Source organism: Shewanella sp. 10N.286.52.B9 (assembly GCF_002873635.1).
Lineage (GTDB): Bacteria > Pseudomonadota > Gammaproteobacteria > Enterobacterales > Shewanellaceae > Shewanella.
Genome location: NZ_MCTY01000002.1, coordinates 3510 through 20517 on the forward strand (window position 1 = coordinate 3510; position 17008 = coordinate 20517).

Sequence of the window (17008 nt, forward strand, 5' to 3'; positions counted from 1 at the left end):
ATTAACCATTAACCATTAACTACAGATACTCATACTGAGGTAATCAGCATTAAAAAAGCGCCGCTATTAAATTAGCGGCGCTTTAAACAATATTGACCAAGTGTGGCTTTTAACCTAGCGGCTATAAAAATATCAGCCTATTTACCCCAAGGGTTTACAGCGCCAGTGCCATTGGGCACTGATCTGCTGGTGTTATTTTTACTAGGCTTGCGAGAGTCTGAGCTTCTATTCTCGCCGCGGTCACTAGTTTTATATGGGCTTTTAGCTGCGCTTTCTTTGTTAAAGCGTTTGGCTTTATTTTTATCGTAATGATTATTCTTTGGCTTATCTGACTTGCCACGAGAAAGCGTTGGCTTGTCATCAGTTTTCGCTTTTGGCACTTTGGCATTCTTAGGGACAAAATCTAAGATTGAAATCGGTACTTCTTTACGCGTAGTAAAGCCTTCAACTTCTTTACGGACAATTAAGTGACCCAAACGGCGCTCAATTGCGCAGAGATTTTTAAAGTCATCTTTTGACACCAATGACACTGCAATACCAGACGCCCCAGCACGGCCAGTACGACCAATGCGATGCACATAATCATCAGCAGGGTATGGTAAGTCGTAGTTAATGACGATAGGTAAGTCATCAATATCAATACCACGAGAAGCAACACCAGTGGCAATAAGATAGGTGATTTTTCCATCTTTAAAATCTTTAAGTAATTGCTCACGTATCGGCTGGCTACGACCACTATGAAAAGACTCTGCAATAATGCCGCGCTTTTCTAATTGAGTCACCAGCTTTGCTGCACCGTGTTTAGTTTCGATAAAGATCAGCGCTTGTTTCCAATCGTTGTCTTTAATTAACTGGCTTAGTAATGCTGACTTCTTTTCTTTATCAACGGTAACTAACCATTGATCAATTTTTGGCGCTGCGTCAGCATCTTCAACCACTGAAATTTGCACTGGGTTACGCATGGCTGATTTAGCCAGAGCGCGAACTTGGTTAGACAAAGTGGCTGAAAACAACATGTTTTGACGTTCATCAGGCAACAATTCGATGATGCGGTTAATGTCTTCAATAAAGCCCATATCCAGCATTCTATCGGCTTCATCAAGCACTAACACTTCAAGCTCGTCAAAGTTAACGGCACGTTGAGTATACATATCCAGCAAACGGCCAGGCGTTGCCACCAGGATATCAATGCCTTCAATGAGCTTCTGCTTTTGGGCATTACTGTCAACGCCGCCATACATGACCATTGAATTTATTGATAAGTTCTGGCTGTATTTTTTGATGTTTTGCTCAACCTGAATCACCAGTTCACGGGTAGGTGCTAATACCAGTGCTTTGACGCGTTTGCCACGTACCTTATGGGGGGCTTTAAAGCGTTCGATAATAGGCAGTACAAAGCTGGCTGTTTTACCGGTGCCGGTTTGCGCCGCGGCAATGATATTTTTACCCGATAAAGCAACAGGTATAGCCTTAGATTGAATGGGAGTCGGCTTGGTATAACCTAAAGAACTAAGTGCACTGATTATTGGATCGCTTAATCCCAGCTTCGAAAATGGCATGTGTAATCTCGGGTAAAGTAAAATGATAATTAACAACACTGTCAGCAATGATTAATGTTTGGTTTAGCGTTAATCATGGCGCAGTGGTAAAGAATAGCTGGTTAGTATAACAGAGTGAGCAAAATATAGGGTAGGGCTGTTTTCGCTTTAAGCGTAAAGCTAACAAGGTGAATCAATATGATCTGTCGGCAGTCAATAAAGTTTTGACGCAGCAGTTCTTGCCTGTATGGCGTATGTTGATTTGAATCCAATTCGCGCGCAAATGGCTGCAACACCTGAAACTTCAGATTACACAAGTATTCAACGACGCATAAATTCAGCGATTAAAGGTGAGCAACCAAAAGAGTTACTACCATTTGTAGGAAATGAACGTTTAGTGTAGTGACAAGGTGAATTTGGCCACTCATTTGTAGTTGAACTCACTTAGCATAGAAATTTTAATCCTAAATTCACCAATTAGATTTAGAGATCTAACTCGGAAATGTCCAGAGGTGAGTTACAAAATGATCAAACGATATTGTTTTCAATTGACAATAACTTCACTTCAGCTAGTGAAAACGATCAAACTTCATCAAGTCGAAGTTCAATAAATAAGCAACCCCCTGCCATTTCTGATCAAACATTATTGCTCTCAAACATGAACAGTGAATCAATTAGGTCAAATTTATAAGTTAACAATAATAAGCATAAAAAAGGGAGCTAATCAGCTCCCTTTATTGTGACACTTTTTTATACATAGACTTGTTACTAGCCATGTAAAAAGTAAACACTATGCTTTCATGACTTTCTCGCCACGGGCAAGACCTACAACGCCTGAGCGAGAAACTTCAATTACCTTTGTGACTTCAGCAAGCGCGCTGATGAAGGCATCTATTTTTTCGCTGGTACCGGCCATTTGAATGGTATACAAGCTGGCGGTGACATCCACTATTTGACCTCGGAAGATATCAGCAGTGCGTTTGACTTCTTCACGCATCTCTCCTTGGGCTTTAACTTTGACCAATGCCAGTTCTCGCTCAATATGGGCATTTTCAGTTATGTTAGAGACTTTTAAAATATCAATTAACTTATGAAGTTGCTTTTCAATTTGTTCGTGAACATCAGCTTCAGCATTCACCGTAATATTAAGGCGTGACAGGGTGGTGTCTTCTGTTGGCGCAACGGTTAAGCTTTCGATGTTGTAGCCACGCTGAGAAAACAGTCCAACCACACGAGACAATGCCCCTGGTTGGTTTTCTAATAATACAGAAATAATACGACGCATTAGCTTCTCTCCGTTTTACTTAACCACATATCTTTCATTGCTTCTCCACGGATCAACATTGGATAAACATGCTCTGTTTCATCAACGCTAATATCAACAAAGACTAACTTGTCTTTCATTGCCAATGCTTCAGCTAACTTTGACTCTAATTCGTTAGGATCACTAATCGTCATGCCAACATGGCCATAAGCTTCAGCGATTTTGGCAAAATTAGGCACTGAATCCATATAAGAGTGTGAATGACGACCTGAATAAATCATGTCTTGCCATTGCTTAACCATACCTAAGAAACGGTTATTCAAATTAATGATTTTTACTGGGGTGTCATATTGCAGCGCAGTTGAAAGTTCTTGAATATTCATTTGGATTGAACCATCACCCGTAACACACACTACGGTTTCATCTGGCATCGCCATTTTTACGCCCATGGCTGCAGGTAAACCAAAGCCCATGGTGCCAAGCCCACCTGAGTTAATCCAACGGCGTGGCTTATCAAATGGATAGTAAAGCGCGGCAAACATTTGGTGCTGACCCACATCAGAGGTGACGTAGGCATCGCCATTGGTTAATTTATGCAGTGTTTCGATCACTTGCTGTGGCTTTATGCGATTACTTGATTTGTCATAGGCTAAACAATCTTTTTCGCGCCATTGATTAATCTCAACCCACCAAGCATCAAGCGCTTCGCTGTCGTTGGTTTTTTCGGTGTCATCAAGTAAAGCTAACATGCTATCGAGGATATTTTCAGCAGAGCCAACAATCGGTATATCCACTCGTATGGTTTTAGAAATAGATGCCGGATCAATATCGATATGCAAAATGGTGGCATTAGGGCAATATTTTTCTACATTATTGGTGGTACGGTCATCAAAACGCACCCCAATACCAAAAATTAAGTCACAGTTGTGCATCGCCATATTAGCTTCATACAAACCGTGCATGCCTAACATACCTAAGCATTGTGGGTGAGTGCCAGGGAATGCGCCTAAGCCCATTAAGGTATTAATGACTGGAATATTGAGCTTTTCAGCTAGGCGAATAATTTGTTGGTCGCAACCTGAAATAATAGCGCCGCCGCCCACATATAACACAGGTTTTTTAGCCGATAACAGCGCTTGTAATCCACGGCGTATCTGACCTTTGTGGCCTGCGGTTGTCGGATTGTAAGAGCGCATATTAACGCTTTCAGGGTAAATGTATTCGTGCAGGACTTCAGGGTTTAAGCAATCTTTTGGTAAATCAACTACGACAGGGCCAGGTCTACCGGTTGCTGCAATATAAAAAGCTTTTTTGATGATTTCGGGGATTTCACGGGGATCTTTAACTAAAAAGCTATGTTTGACAATAGGGCGTGAGATCCCAATCATGTCACATTCTTGGAAAGCATCATTACCAATCAAATTACTCGGAACTTGGCCTGATAAAACCACTAAAGGAATAGAGTCCATGTAGGCGGTAGCAATACCGGTAATGGCGTTAGTAGCACCAGGACCAGAGGTTACCAGTACGACACCCACATCACCGGTGGCGCGGGCATAACCATCAGCCATATGCACAGCTGCTTGTTCATGTCTTACTAGGATATGCTCTACGCCAGAATCTTTGTGCAGCGCATCGTAGATGTCGAGTACTGAGCCACCTGGGTAGCCGAAAATGTGTTTTACGCCTTCATCGATTAACGAGCGCACTATCATGCTGGCGCCGGATAATTTTTCCATTGCTAAATCCTCTTAAGTTACCGTTATGGTAAACAGTATCTTGCTACAACGACGGTAATCGTTCTAAAAATAAGCCCGAACGGTAATTCGAACTCGTTTATCTACGCAGTAGAAAACCGCCTCAGATAATTTGACTAAATATGTATCTTGCTGATTTCCAAGATACCTTCATCATATTTATTTTTGAGCACGATACAAGTGTCTTGTTGAAATAAAGTAATTTAGGTGAAAGTATTTCATGATTGTTTAAGATAAATGACAATTAGGCGTTTTAAATTAATTAAAAAGCGTGAAAACTGCAGAAACTTGAATTAAACCGAGTATATTACGCTTGCTTGTATCGTGTTGTTTTTCGAACAGGTATTTGCTGAGTTTAAGGTGATTTGATTAAAAATGTTTAAATAGGAAATGTATGGACCCATCTGTTGTCATGTTGATGCTATCGGCCGCACTATTTTGCGCTACCATGACGGGTACGCCAGGGCCTAATAATGTGCTATTGGCTAACTCTGGTGCTAATTTTGGTGTTAAACAAACCGTACCGCATATGATTGGGATCCGTTTAGGCCAAACCAGTTTGCATGTGGCTATGTTATTGGGGTTAGGGTCTTTATTTGAGTCATGGCCGCTACTGCATCAGATGTTAAAATATGCATCCATTGGCTATTTGATCTATCTCGCGGTCAAAATAGCCACGCAACATGGACGCAATCAAGCCAGCGAAAGGGCTAAGCCGATAACCTTAGTTGAAGCGGCCTTTTTCCAATGGATAAACCCTAAAACATGGATGGCTTCAATTAGCTTATTAAGCGCATTTACTATTAGTGGTGATTTATATTGGACAACGGCAATTGGTGGGGTGCTGGTATTCAATATTGTAGGGCTACCAATGTCATTGCTTTGGGTACTGATAGGCTCTTCTATCAGTCAGAAGTTAAACACACCTATTCGTCAGCGAAATTTTAATTGGTTGATGGCGGCGATGTTACTAAGCACATTACCTATGGTGTTAGTGTGAATTTAAACGGCTCTTTATGAGCCGTTTTATTACAAGTTCAAGCCGCTAGATGATTAGTTTCTTGGCTGGGTACGTTGAAACAATAAACAACCCATTACCAGCATTACTGATAACAACATCATCGCCGAAAATGGCACTGCGGTGCCAGTATAAAAGAAAGCCAATAAAGGGCCAGCTAATGAGCCAAAGCCAAATCTCAGAGTGCCAATTACAGCCGTTGCAGTACCGGTTTCTTGTTTAAATTTCATCAACACAATGGCATCGGCATTAACTGACATCACTCCTAAACAGCCCATTAATGGGATCAGCATGGCGACAGTAAAGTGGTAACTCAAGCCTAAAAGATTCACCAGCAACAAACCTGCGGCTGCTAAGGTGGCAAACACGGTTGCAGCAAACAGCATTCTGTTTGAGCCAAAACGCCCGACAATTCGAGAGTTTAAAATGTTCGCCAACATCAGAGCGCCGACATTAGTACTGAATAATATTGAAAATAAGGTTTTATCTAAATCAAAGACTTCCATATAAATGAAAGGCGAAGCTGTTAAATAACAGAAAAACGCAAAGGAAGTCAGTACTCCGCAACTAATATTGAGTTTCACACCTTGGCGGCTCAGCACGGTTTTATAGGCGTTTAAAAAAGACTTATTACTGCGGGCATCTTTTGCTTTGTCGCTGGGCATTTTTAATTTAAAAATAACCAACAAAAGCAAAAATATAGCATAACAACTTTGGCTTAAAAAGATTAACGGCCATTCACCCACTTCTAAAATTAAACTGCCTACACTGGGCGCAAGTAACGGCGCTAACATCATTATTAAGCTGACGTAAGACATTCCTTTGGCAGTATTGTCACCATAAACTTCCTTAATATAACCAGGTACCACAACCGTGGCAGCTGCGCCAATAAATGCTTGGGAAAAACGCAGCGCTAAAAATAACTCAATATTAGCGGTGATAGAAATAAAGAAACTGATTAAGGTAAACCCACTTAAGCCAAAAATGACCAAGGGCCTACGGCCAAAGCGATCAGCAAGCGGGCCAAAAGTGAGCATCCCTAGCGCGTAGCCCGCAAGGTAAATACTTAACGATTGCTGCACTGTGGTGACATGGGTTGAATAGCTGTCAGCAATGGCAGACATTGCTGGTAAATACATATCGATGGCTAATGGGGTGATGGCCACAATCGCAGCCAGCATCGGAATAAGCATGGCAAGGTTTGGGGAGTTCTGCGCCGAGGTCACAGAAGGAGAGTTAGAAGACATGCTGACAAAAACCTCATTGGATAGACATAAAATAGGATCAAATCGAAGAATTTTATAGGAAAGAGAGTACGAAATTCTGGCAAAATTTTACCATGAAAAAGGTGATCAGCATCGAAAAATAACAGGAATTAAGTGTATTTTAATCTTTACTAAATCAGACTGTTGAGGCTTAACATTAAAGTAACATTATTGTCGTTTTAGTGTCATCGAACTTGAGTAGCTTAGCGCCCAACTTTGCAACAATTACTTAATAGAGACTAAAGCATGAAAACGAAAATTTTTCCGTTAACCACACTTTTGCCGTTAACCACAGTAATGTCAATGATGCTGCTAGCAGGCTGTAATGGTGATGATGGTCTTAATGGCGTTCAAGGTGTTGATGGTACGAATGGTTTAAGCTCGTTAATCTCAATCACTGAATTAACTGCTGGTAATAGCCAGTGTCCTTTTGGTGGTCAACAGATCGACACGGGGATTGATGTAAACATAAATGGTGTTTTAGACACAGATGAAGTGCTTACTGGCCAAACTCAAATACTATGTGCTGAAGCTCAAGGTCAATTGCAGTTAGGGCTAATCGGTCGTTATGAATCAGGAATTTATGGCCAAAGCGCAGCAGAAATTGTTGACTTTCATCAGGTTAGCAACAGCGTATATGTAGTTAATGCACAAAGTGGCATGTTAGATGTCCTTGACTTATCTTCGTTAGCAAGGGTTAGTTCCGATGACATAACGGCGATTACTTTAAACAACCTCACTAAAACCTTAAGTGTAAACGTTGCTGAAGATGCTGAAATTAATGATTTAGGCAGCGTCAACAGTGTCAGTATTTATGGCGACTTATTAGCAGCCGCCGTTGAGAGAGCTGATAGTGCCGGCAATGCGACCCAAGGCAATGGTATCGTTGCATTTTATCAATTATCAGCCACTGCAGAGCCTGAATTTATTAAGGCCGTAGAAGTAGGGGCATTACCGGATAATGTGGTTTTTACCCATGATGGTGCCAAACTGGTTATAGCAAATGAAGGTGAGCCAAACTCTGATTATAGCGTTGACCCAGAAGGTACTATTGCGTTGATAGAGATTACCGATGGTCTGCCAGCAGATACTGCTACTTTGATTGATTTTAATGAATTTAATCTAGGTGAAGCTCGCCATAATGAGCTTAGTAATATGATTAAGATTAATGGACCAAACGCTTCAGTTTCACAGGATCTTGAGCCTGAGTATATTGCAGTGTCCAAAGATAATCAGTTTGCTTATGTCAGCTTACAAGAAAACAATGCTATCGCAGTGATTAACTTAGAGAATAATACCGTCGAAGCCATTAATGCTTTAGGCCTTAAAGATTACGGTAAAGCAGGTAATGAGCTTGATGCCAGCGACAAAGATGATGCCATTAATATCGTTAATTATGCTGGTGTCTATGGGATGTATCAGCCTGACACTATCGCCAGTTATCAATGGCATGGACAAGACTTTATTGTCACAGCCAATGAAGGTGATGCTCGTGATTATGATGGTTTTTCTGAAGAAGCCCGCGCCGATGATTTGATTTTAGACTCAAGCCACCCGCAAATATTAGCCGCCCAAGATAAAACTCAATTAGGCCGATTAAAGGTTACCACTAGCATGGGTGATGATGATAATGACGGCGATTTTGATAAAATTGTATCTTATGGTGGCCGCTCATTTTCTATCTGGAGTCATGCTGGTCAATTAGTCTTTGATAGTGGTAATGACTTTGAGAGGATTACCGCTGCAGTGCTAGGTGAAAACTTCAACAATCATAATGAAGAAAGCAAAGGCGATAGTCGCAGTGATGATAAAGGTCCTGAGCCTGAAGCGCTAGCGATAGGTAGAATCGGTGATAAAAATTATGCTTTCATCGGCTTAGAGCGTACATCTGGGATAATGATTTACGATATTACTAATCCTTTTGACGTCAGTTTTATTGACTATGTGGTGAACCGTGATTTTGATATCGACTTTGAAATAGACGGCGAAACCATGAGTGGGCAACCTGAGCTTGTGGGTGATTTAGGCCCAGAAGGGATGAAATTTATTCTAGCTGAGGATAGCCCTACAGGTTTGCCATTATTAATTATTGGCAATGAAGTAAGCGGCAACACCAGTGTTTATCAAATAAGTTTTAATTAGCACAAAATAAGCTAAATCCATCGTTACACTCGAGCAGCAATCTTGACTCAGAACACTTACTCCAAAGACCAATATCAATTGATATTGGTCTTTTTGGTTTTTTGGTTCGTATGAGACAAGACATTATTGTTGTTTTTAATAGCAAAAAGGTGATTTTATTCTGATCTAGATCATGTATTCTGTCATTGTTTGATCAAGTTAACTATTTATCTAGGAGCACTCAATGGCATACGCAGACAGTCATACTTTTTTAATGGGTGAACATGTCATTTTAGAGCCGTTAACACTCGAGCATGTGCCAGCGCTAAGTCTTGCAGCTGCTGATGGCAACTTATGGGAGCTTTGGTATACCTCGGTTCCCCATGCCAATGATATGAAAGCTTATGTTGAAAAAGCCATAGCCCAAGAACAACTTGGCGAAGCATTGGCTTTTGCCGTGCGGGACAAAACCTCAGGTGAGGTGATCGGTAGCACCCGTATCTGCCAATGGGATCAACCTAATCGTCGCTTAGAAATTGGCTACACTTGGTATGCAAAACGTGCCCAGCGCACCGGTGTTAACACCGAAACCAAATTGTTATTACTCGATTATGCGTTTTCAACCTTGGATGTCATGGCGGTGGAATTTCGCACCCATTGGCACAATCAAGCATCAAGGCAGGCAATTACGCGTCTTGGGGCTAAGCAAGATGGGGTGTTAAGAAACCATAAACTTTTGAAAGATGGCACAGTCAGAGACACAGTTGTTTACTCCATTATTGATTCAGAATGGCCAACGGTTAAGCAGCATTTAAAGCATCGTTTAGCTCATTACCAACAACAATTTAGCAATAGCATTGCGCACTCAGAAATTAATTACTAAGAAAGGATACAGTATGTTTAAAAAAGGATATCAGTTCGCCGCTGCGATCACGTTAGTTGCCACTAGCTTAAGCGTACAGGCGCAAGATAAAGCTGAAGCCGCATTTACTAATGAATTAGTCCAATGTGCCGCATATTATCAAATTAGCTCTAGCATGATTATGGGTATGAATGCGCCGCAGATGAAACCGGTTGGTGAAAGATTGAAAACATCAGCAGTTGAAGCTGAAAAATTAGCCGCGGGCTACTTAAGTGCCGAAAAGGCGGCTAAAGCGGTCACAGAAGCGAAAAACCAGCAGCTTGCCAGTTTACAAGGCCAAAGCGGCTTAGGTCCGTTAATGAATAAATACAAAGAAGTGTGTAAAAAAGCGGTGTTAGACCCTAAGGCGCGTCTCGATTACTGGGCAATGGTGACTATGTAATTTTAAGTTTGCGGCGCGCCAAGGTATTTTAAACCAAGGCGCGTTAGTTTTGTTAAAGTCTGAGCTAGTACATATAATGCAATTATCCCTCATGCAGTTAATTCTCATACCAAGCTCCAAGCCATAATCGATCGATTGAAATCGGTATTTAGTCATTTATTTTTGAGTCCATTTCCCTTTAGCTGTTTGGATAAAATGACTTTTTCTGGCTGCGGCAATGGCTTTTTGCGCGGCTCTTGCAGCGACATCTTCAGTGGATAATTTATTCTTTTTGGCAATTTTTTGATAATGTAGCTTTCGCTTACTATTTACCTCAGTTATTAATGTTTTTGCGTCGTTATCATTGACCACCAAACCAAGATAACCATTAGTTTGCTCACCAACTAATCCTTGGTCTTTAGCTTGTTGCAATGTCAACGCAGCTACATTTGAACTCAGTGTTAACCCTAGAAGTAACGTTAAAACTAAAGCCATGATTTTTGTGTTCATTATTGCTTCCTTATTGATTAAAACAGCTCATCATCTTCTAAAAGAATATCGAGCTCTTTATCGATTTTTATAATGATTTCATGCTCAATTTTTACATTAAGATTAATGACAATAGGCTTATCTGGTGGCTCAATTTTAACGGTTGGGGTACAGGCGCCTATCAGCAGTACTGATGCGGCAATAAGAAATATTCGGTAAATCGACTGAGTGTTCACAAAGGTGTCCTTTTACTTCACGGAACGTTCAATATCATTTTGCAGTTGGTTACCAATCTGCGTGCTTTTGTATAATTGAAATAGGTTCTCTTCATGAGAGTAGTTCAAATGAATAGGTCGTTCAATATCTTTGCTTTGTCCTTTTACTTGAACGGCTAATTGGGCATCGCCATTTTGTTGCATATCAAGTGTGCTTATTAGCTCGGAATACTGCAAGTGTTCTAATGCTTGCGCCACTATCTCTAAATGAGGTTGGCTTGCTTTCACTTGCTCAAGTGCTGGGTTATTAGAGACTTTGATTAAGCCGCCAGGGGCTCGGGCGGCTAAATGGCCTCCGGCAATATTAATTTTTCCATCAACTAAAGTCGCGGGTAAGACTCCGTCAAAGATCCCATCGGCATATACGCCTACTTGAGGCTGTGCTGCCAGTAAGGTTTGTAAACTAATGCCGTTAAGCATCAAATAGCCTTCTGACTTATCGTGTAATTTTAAAAAAAACTCAGGTATTAAAAACTCGCCATCCAGTAAATTGCCCCGTGCTGTTAAGTTGACGTCTGTATCACTTAAACCTGTGATTTCTTGTAACCAGTTCTTGGCAGGTATTTGCTCATTTTTACCTAATGAAATATCGGCTTTGAGATTGAGTTCATCTAAGTTTATGCCGACATAGGCGTTAGCAATGTTTAGCTCAGTTTGTTGACACAATAATCGACTTTGGCTGTAGGTTTTTGTTAATAATTGTGAGCTATGGGCTTGTTGCCAGTTAAATTGGCATTGGGCATTGATACTGCCATTATCAAAAAACATTTCGTTGTACTGCGCCTCAATATCAGAGAGTGACTGAGTAAATTTCATTTCAAATAAGGATACCCCTTGGCTTTCAACAAGGGCAAAACCAGCATCCAATTTATTATGGCCTGCAATGGATAAATCACTCGGCAGCATTTGAGTTTGCGCTAACACTCCAAGCAGAGGGGCTAAATCAGAGTCAGTGTGCCACTGACCGGCTAATGATAAAGGGTTATTATTTTTAGGTAGTTGCAGTAGGTGGTAGCTCGATAGTGCTAGCTCATCAAGTTGCCAAAGCTCTTTACCTGTGAGCAGCTGGCTGTGTAACTGCAGGTTTTGTTCAAGGGTTAAGCTGTCTAATCGCAGTAGTGGATAGCGGCGCAGTTTTGATTTAGTCGGGATCAATTTATCGATGCGGATATCGTTTAATTGCCAGATTAAATCACTGCTATTGCGCTTATTTAATAATGACGTAAGTAAGCTTGGTTGGCTTTTGATGTCATTAGTTGAATTGTTACTAGCTAGATTCTTAGGCTGGTTCATACTTGAAGGTAAGAGCTTTGAGGTTAATTCATCCACGGGTAACGTCGCTGGCATAAATAACTCAATTGCTTGTTTAGCATCAACAGCAAATTGGCCTAAATGTATTTCAAGCGATTCTTTGGCGTTAATCGTATCAGTTGCCGTGCTTAGATCTTGAAGATGAAACTTATCAAATCCGAATGAGAAGTCATTGAGCTTTATTTGGCTGCCGTCAATGGTTGAACTAAGCTCGCTAGCCCCTTGTTGTTGCCAGTTAAGTCCCTCAAAGGCGATAAGTTTGTTGGCAGATATTAAGCTTAAATCACTAAGCTGTAATTGAGCGTTTTGTTTGAGGCTAACTTTGGTTGTGGGGTGATTTTGACTTAGTTGATGCTCAACAGCTAATTGGCCTGTTAAGCTTGCGCCATCAATAATTAAAGTACTGTCGACATTATCTAAGTGACTTAAATCAATTGGTTTAACTTGGTTGATATCAACATTTATTGCGCTTTTTACTTGGTAGTTTTCATTAGCAATAGCGGCGCTGTTATCAGTAAAAATGAGCTGAGTAGTAAGCAGTGGATGGGCTATTTGTGCATTGAATGAAGCTATATGTAAATCATAATGGCTATTTGAGTTTGGGCTATCGTTAGCCAGTGTGATATCCATGTAAGTCGGTGAGTTAAACGCCAAAGACCAGTCAATAGTGGCGTCACCCTTAGGTAATCCTGTATTTGTCTCGGCGCTAAGCTTAGCAACTTGAGTCAGTAATGACTGTATATTGTTCTCACTTTGGTTTTTTTCGAGATTTTGGCGATCTTCGACTTTTTGATTTACGTTGGCAACGCTATCTGCACGATTACCTTGAATATCATTTAAGTAACCGCTGAGTTTTATAAGCGCCTTTGGGCTGGTGGATTGCTGCCACGAAAACGGCGCTAAAGAAATTGATACCCGCTGATTAGCATTATGTGTATCTTGTGGCTGATAATTAACCTCGAGGCTGATGGGCATTTCAGGTTTAAAGCTAATAGTACTATTAACGTTATTGTCAGCAGTTGGCGCGATTTCAATATTGCTAATTTCGTGATGACTGCTGATTGACCCACTTGGTAAATCTAATCGTGTTTGCCCTAACCAGTTGCCATTAAATTGATAATTTGCCGCTGAAATAGGCGTTATTACAGGGGCTAAAGCTTGGGATAATAGTTGTAATCCCTGCTGTTCATCTGTATTCGTGGTGGCCGTTATTCTCTGAGTCACTGACTGTTCTAGCAATTGCAGGCTTTGGAGCACTTTATTGATATCGACATCGGAATTAAGCTGCCACTCACGTGGATTTAGGCTTAGCGCAATATCAATAAACTCTTGCTGCATAAGCAACAGCTTACCTGTCAGTATTGTTGAAGTTGAAGTTGAAGTTGAAGTTGAAGTAGCAAAAGATGTAGCAGCGCTTTTTTTACGACTTGTTTGATTAACTGCTATGTTTTGATTTTGACCACTGGCAGCAAGGCTTAAATTATGCGCCTCGATTAACGGCTGAGTTAAGTCTTTATCATCAGCCCAGTAAATATTTATCTTAGCCAGCTCAATGAACGGCAAATGATTGATACTCAGGCCGACATCAGCGTCAGTTGTTGCTTGGTTATCTTTACCCACAAAACGGCGCTTAAGAAATGAATAACCTAAGTTAACATCAATTCTTTCTACTGTAACAGCCTCAAAATCTTGTATTGTCAGAGCCATGTTTTTTAATGCGCCATAGCCATCGACTAATCTTAGCTCGGCATTGTGTAAGCTAATTACACTATCTTCATACTCAAGGGAGATAAATTTAAAATTGAGTTTATTAACAGTATCAAAGCTAACCGCGAGATCTTTAACCTGAATATCATAAGCCGAGGTGAGGGAGTTAAGTGCTTTTAAGGCGATAGGGCGAAAATTTTGTTGCAGCACAAGCAAGCCTAATGCAATGGTAAAAAAGCATAGGATAAAGAATCGTTTAACAGTAAAAAGGCGAACTGTCATTTGGGCTGAGTAGTCTTTTAAGATATTGATTGTAAGCTAGTTTATCACAGCAGTTTACTCGCTGATATCACCCTGTTAACAACAGCAGGTTAAGCTGTGCTATTAACAGGGAAATAACTGATGCAAATTATGCTTATCGCCAGCGAATGTGGGTTGTGAGGGTATGACTTTCACCTGCTTGCAAGTGAACTTCATCTTCTAATACGTTAGCCGCTTCAAGGCAAACCATAGTGAGATAGTCATTATCATTAAAGCGAGATAAACGCTGGGACTTATCAATCCACGGATTCCATAACACCGCAGACTGGCTGTTTTCACGGCTGACTTCAATATCACCAGCTGCAGTATGCAGTACCTGGGTTTGTGCTAAACCTGTATAAACTCGGTCAGTTTCACGGTCAAATAACACGTCGTCAGACTCTTGGGCAAAAGGGCCTTTGGCAAATTCTATGTATTTGGAATCTTTAAAGCCTGAGGCTTTAAGTTGATGAATATCCTCAATAGGAAAATAACTGTGCAATGCTTGGGTAAAGTTAATTGGGTAATCAGCATTGTTTTTATTCACTATGCTGACAGTTAACGTTTCAGACAGTGAAAATAATACACTTACCTCAGTATCATGTGGCCAATACTGTTGCTGCTCGGCTGAAACTTTCAAGGTAAACAATAAATCAACAATTTGATTGCGCATTTTAACGGATGCTAAAGACCATAAACTGGTGCGGGCAAAACCATGCTGCGGGAAACCTTCAATGTCACTGGCACCAAACCATGGCCAACATATTGGAATGCCGCCGCGAATACCGTTACCCGGCTGATAATCATCAGCATCAGAGACCCATAACAAAGGCGCTTTATCTTTGGGCTGGAAAAAATCTATTTGAGCCCCTTGATGAAATATACGTGCCTGACAAAGTGGGGTATTAACTTCGACAAATTCCAAACCGTTTGGGTGTTTTTTAGTGGTAACCGAACCCATAATGCGTGTTCCTTGTTGTAGATATCGTTAGAGAAATAACTAAGCTCTAGCTTACAAAGTTTTGCGACATAACTTAAGCTATTTGGGCTTTGATTTTATGGTTTTAGTGTTCGGCAAAAGCGATAAGCAATAATGCTAATGTTGCCGAGATTAAGTACTAAGAGATGTGCTTTAATATAATCATTTAATTTAGCTGCGGCTGAAATGTAATAAGCGATTATTGGCCGGCATTGAGGTGTCGGCTTGTAAGCTTAGGCCTTGATCGCTTGCAAGTGATGTTATCCACTCTATATCTCTAATACCGCTTTGAGGGTTATTTTGCTTAAGCCACATATCAAATTGCGCATTACTGTCGCTACTAAATTGACCTTGATAATTAAACGGCCCATAAATTGCGACATTAGCATGTAAATTAAGATATTGCCCTAAGCCTTCAAAAAAGGCGACTACCATAGATTCGCTCATAATGTGAAGAGTATTGGCGCTAAATAAACCATCAATGTTTGTCGCAATTTGTGCACTTGGCCAAGCCTTGGTGACATCAAGTTCGATTGCGGCTAGTAGGTTTTCAGGCCCTTCAATGTGGATGCGGCTATTAAGCTGGGCTAAGTAATCACTTTGATCGCTAGCTTGCCAGATTAAGTGAGGTAAATGTTTAGCAAAATAAACACAATGCTGACCAGTACCACTGCCGATTTCTAATACTTGTGTTGAACTTGAAAAAACCGACTTTAACTCAGTTAAAATCGGTTTTTTATTATTTTCACAAGCTTGGGAAAACGGCAGTTGAGAGAGTTCGCTTAAGATAGGTCGACCTTTTCCATTTCTAATTGCTGCAATGCGATAACTGCTTGGGTGCGGTTTCTCACCCCGAGTTTACGAAATATTGCTGTGGCATGGGCCTTAATTGTTGCTTCAGATACACCAAAGTCATAGGCGATTTGCTTATTGAGTAAGCCTTCTGCAAACATTTGCAATACCCGATATTGCTGCGGGGTTAAGTCTGAAAGCTTACTGGCCATTTGGCTTGAAGGATCATCAGAAACGGGGAGTACTTCAGTTCCTTTAGGCAGCCAAATATCTCCTTGAAGAACGCCATCAAGGGCTTCTTTAAGGGTATCCATAGATGCCGACTTAGGAATAAAGCCTGAGCTACCGTAATGAATAGCACGACTGATGGTTTGGATATCTTCGTGAGCTGAAATCACCACCACAGGAATGTCAGGGTAATGGCCACGTAAATGTATTAGCGTAGAGTACCCATGGGATCCCGGCATTTGAAGATCAAGTAAAATGAGGTCAAGCTCACTGGCTTTATCATCAAGTATATGTTGCAGCGCTTCAGCACTGTCTGCTTCAAACCAATTGGTACCTTGAAAGGCATTACTTAACGCTTGTCTTAATGCATTTCGAAATAATGGATGGTCATCGGCAATAATTATATTTAAGTTATGTAGCTTCATGGCTTTTTAATAGTCTTGTTTGCACGTGAAGAAGATTTAATGTAACAGATAAGTAAGATAAAATTCTAGGGTTTATCAAATACAAAGCGGCAAACGAACAATTTAACTCATTATTTTAGACTTTTGTCTAATAAGCTTATGGGTTAAAGGCATGATTGTACGTAAAAACAGAAAGTAACGGAGCGAAAGAGTCATTCCGTTACTTAAACCTGCTTTTTGATAAGCAACTCGCCATTGAATAGGGTCAATCACGATT

At 40.7% G+C, this 17008-nt stretch carries 14 protein-coding genes and 1 pseudogene; 5 read left to right on the top strand and 10 right to left on the bottom strand.

The features are described 5' to 3' along the window. Positions 1 to 137: 137 nt before the first annotated feature. Complete coding sequence (locus tag BCU91_RS00275) at positions 138 to 1559, bottom strand: DEAD/DEAH box helicase (RefSeq protein ID WP_102476243.1); 1422 nt, start codon at positions 1557 to 1559, stop codon at positions 138 to 140. 208 nt (positions 1560 to 1767) lie between these two features. Here BCU91_RS00275 and BCU91_RS00280 point away from each other — a divergent pair. Next, positions 1768 to 1932, top strand: a pseudogene (locus BCU91_RS00280) (transposase); the annotation flags it as partial. A gap of 396 nt (positions 1933 to 2328) precedes the next feature. Here the strand turns inward: BCU91_RS00280 and ilvN are convergent. Together ilvN and BCU91_RS00290 are read right to left on the bottom strand one after the other, a co-directional pair. Next, positions 2329 to 2823: an acetolactate synthase small subunit gene (gene ilvN, locus BCU91_RS00285; RefSeq protein WP_076537586.1), complete on the bottom strand. Its 495-nt coding sequence runs from the start codon at positions 2821 to 2823 to the stop codon at positions 2329 to 2331. Continuing rightward, positions 2823 to 4541 carry an acetolactate synthase 3 large subunit gene (locus BCU91_RS00290; protein WP_102530656.1) on the bottom strand — a complete coding sequence of 573 codons (1719 nt, stop codon included), beginning with the start codon at positions 4539 to 4541 and terminating at the stop codon, positions 2823 to 2825. The genes ilvN and BCU91_RS00290 overlap by 1 nt, the downstream gene beginning before the upstream one ends. A 412-nt stretch (positions 4542 to 4953) precedes the next feature. Between BCU91_RS00290 and BCU91_RS00295 the strand changes: the two genes are divergently transcribed. Then, on the top strand, positions 4954 to 5559 hold the full coding sequence (locus BCU91_RS00295; RefSeq protein WP_102519679.1) for a LysE family translocator: 606 nt from the start codon (positions 4954 to 4956) through the stop codon (positions 5557 to 5559). A 53-nt stretch (positions 5560 to 5612) separates the two neighbouring features. Here the strand turns inward: BCU91_RS00295 and BCU91_RS00300 are convergent, their stop codons facing one another. Then, positions 5613 to 6824, bottom strand: a complete 1212-nt coding sequence (locus BCU91_RS00300; protein WP_102438187.1) for a multidrug effflux MFS transporter — start codon at positions 6822 to 6824, stop codon at positions 5613 to 5615. 264 nt (positions 6825 to 7088) lie between these two features. Between BCU91_RS00300 and BCU91_RS00305 the strand changes: the two genes are divergently transcribed. The 3 genes from BCU91_RS00305 (at position 7089) to BCU91_RS00315 (ending at position 10267) form a co-directional block, all read left to right on the top strand. After that, entirely contained in the window at positions 7089 to 8984 is a 1896-nt protein-coding gene (locus BCU91_RS00305; protein ID WP_102530657.1) for a choice-of-anchor I family protein, read from the top strand. A 223-nt stretch (positions 8985 to 9207) separates the two neighbouring features. Continuing rightward, positions 9208 to 9846 carry a GNAT family protein gene (locus BCU91_RS00310; protein ID WP_102438183.1) on the top strand — a complete coding sequence of 213 codons (639 nt, stop codon included), beginning with the start codon at positions 9208 to 9210 and terminating at the stop codon, positions 9844 to 9846. Between the two features lie 13 nt (positions 9847 to 9859). Further along, positions 9860 to 10267 carry a hypothetical protein gene (locus BCU91_RS00315; RefSeq protein ID WP_102438181.1) on the top strand — a complete coding sequence of 136 codons (408 nt, stop codon included), beginning with the start codon at positions 9860 to 9862 and terminating at the stop codon, positions 10265 to 10267. A gap of 156 nt (positions 10268 to 10423) precedes the next feature. Here BCU91_RS00315 and BCU91_RS00320 read toward each other — a convergent pair whose 3' ends face one another. The 6 genes from BCU91_RS00320 to BCU91_RS00345 form a co-directional block, all read right to left on the bottom strand. Beyond that, entirely contained in the window at positions 10424 to 10756 is a 333-nt protein-coding gene (locus tag BCU91_RS00320; protein WP_102476248.1) for a YdbL family protein, read from the bottom strand. A 17-nt stretch (positions 10757 to 10773) separates the two neighbouring features. Continuing rightward, positions 10774 to 10956, bottom strand: a complete 183-nt coding sequence (locus tag BCU91_RS00325; RefSeq protein ID WP_241901002.1) for a YnbE family lipoprotein — start codon at positions 10954 to 10956, stop codon at positions 10774 to 10776. Positions 10957 to 10983: 27 nt separating this feature from the next. Next, positions 10984 to 14238, bottom strand: a complete 3255-nt coding sequence (locus tag BCU91_RS00330) for a YdbH domain-containing protein (RefSeq protein WP_157936252.1) — start codon at positions 14236 to 14238, stop codon at positions 10984 to 10986. A gap of 205 nt (positions 14239 to 14443) precedes the next feature. Next, positions 14444 to 15289: a D-hexose-6-phosphate mutarotase gene (locus tag BCU91_RS00335; protein WP_102530659.1), complete on the bottom strand. Its 846-nt coding sequence runs from the start codon at positions 15287 to 15289 to the stop codon at positions 14444 to 14446. Positions 15290 to 15478: 189 nt separating this feature from the next. Next, positions 15479 to 16120 (bottom strand): DUF938 domain-containing protein, encoded by a 642-nt coding sequence (locus BCU91_RS00340; RefSeq protein WP_102438171.1) that lies wholly within the window; start codon positions 16118 to 16120, stop codon positions 15479 to 15481. After that, entirely contained in the window at positions 16090 to 16752 is a 663-nt protein-coding gene (locus BCU91_RS00345) for a response regulator transcription factor (protein WP_076537614.1), read from the bottom strand. The genes BCU91_RS00340 and BCU91_RS00345 overlap by 31 nt, the downstream gene beginning before the upstream one ends. Positions 16753 to 17008: the final 256 nt, after the last annotated feature.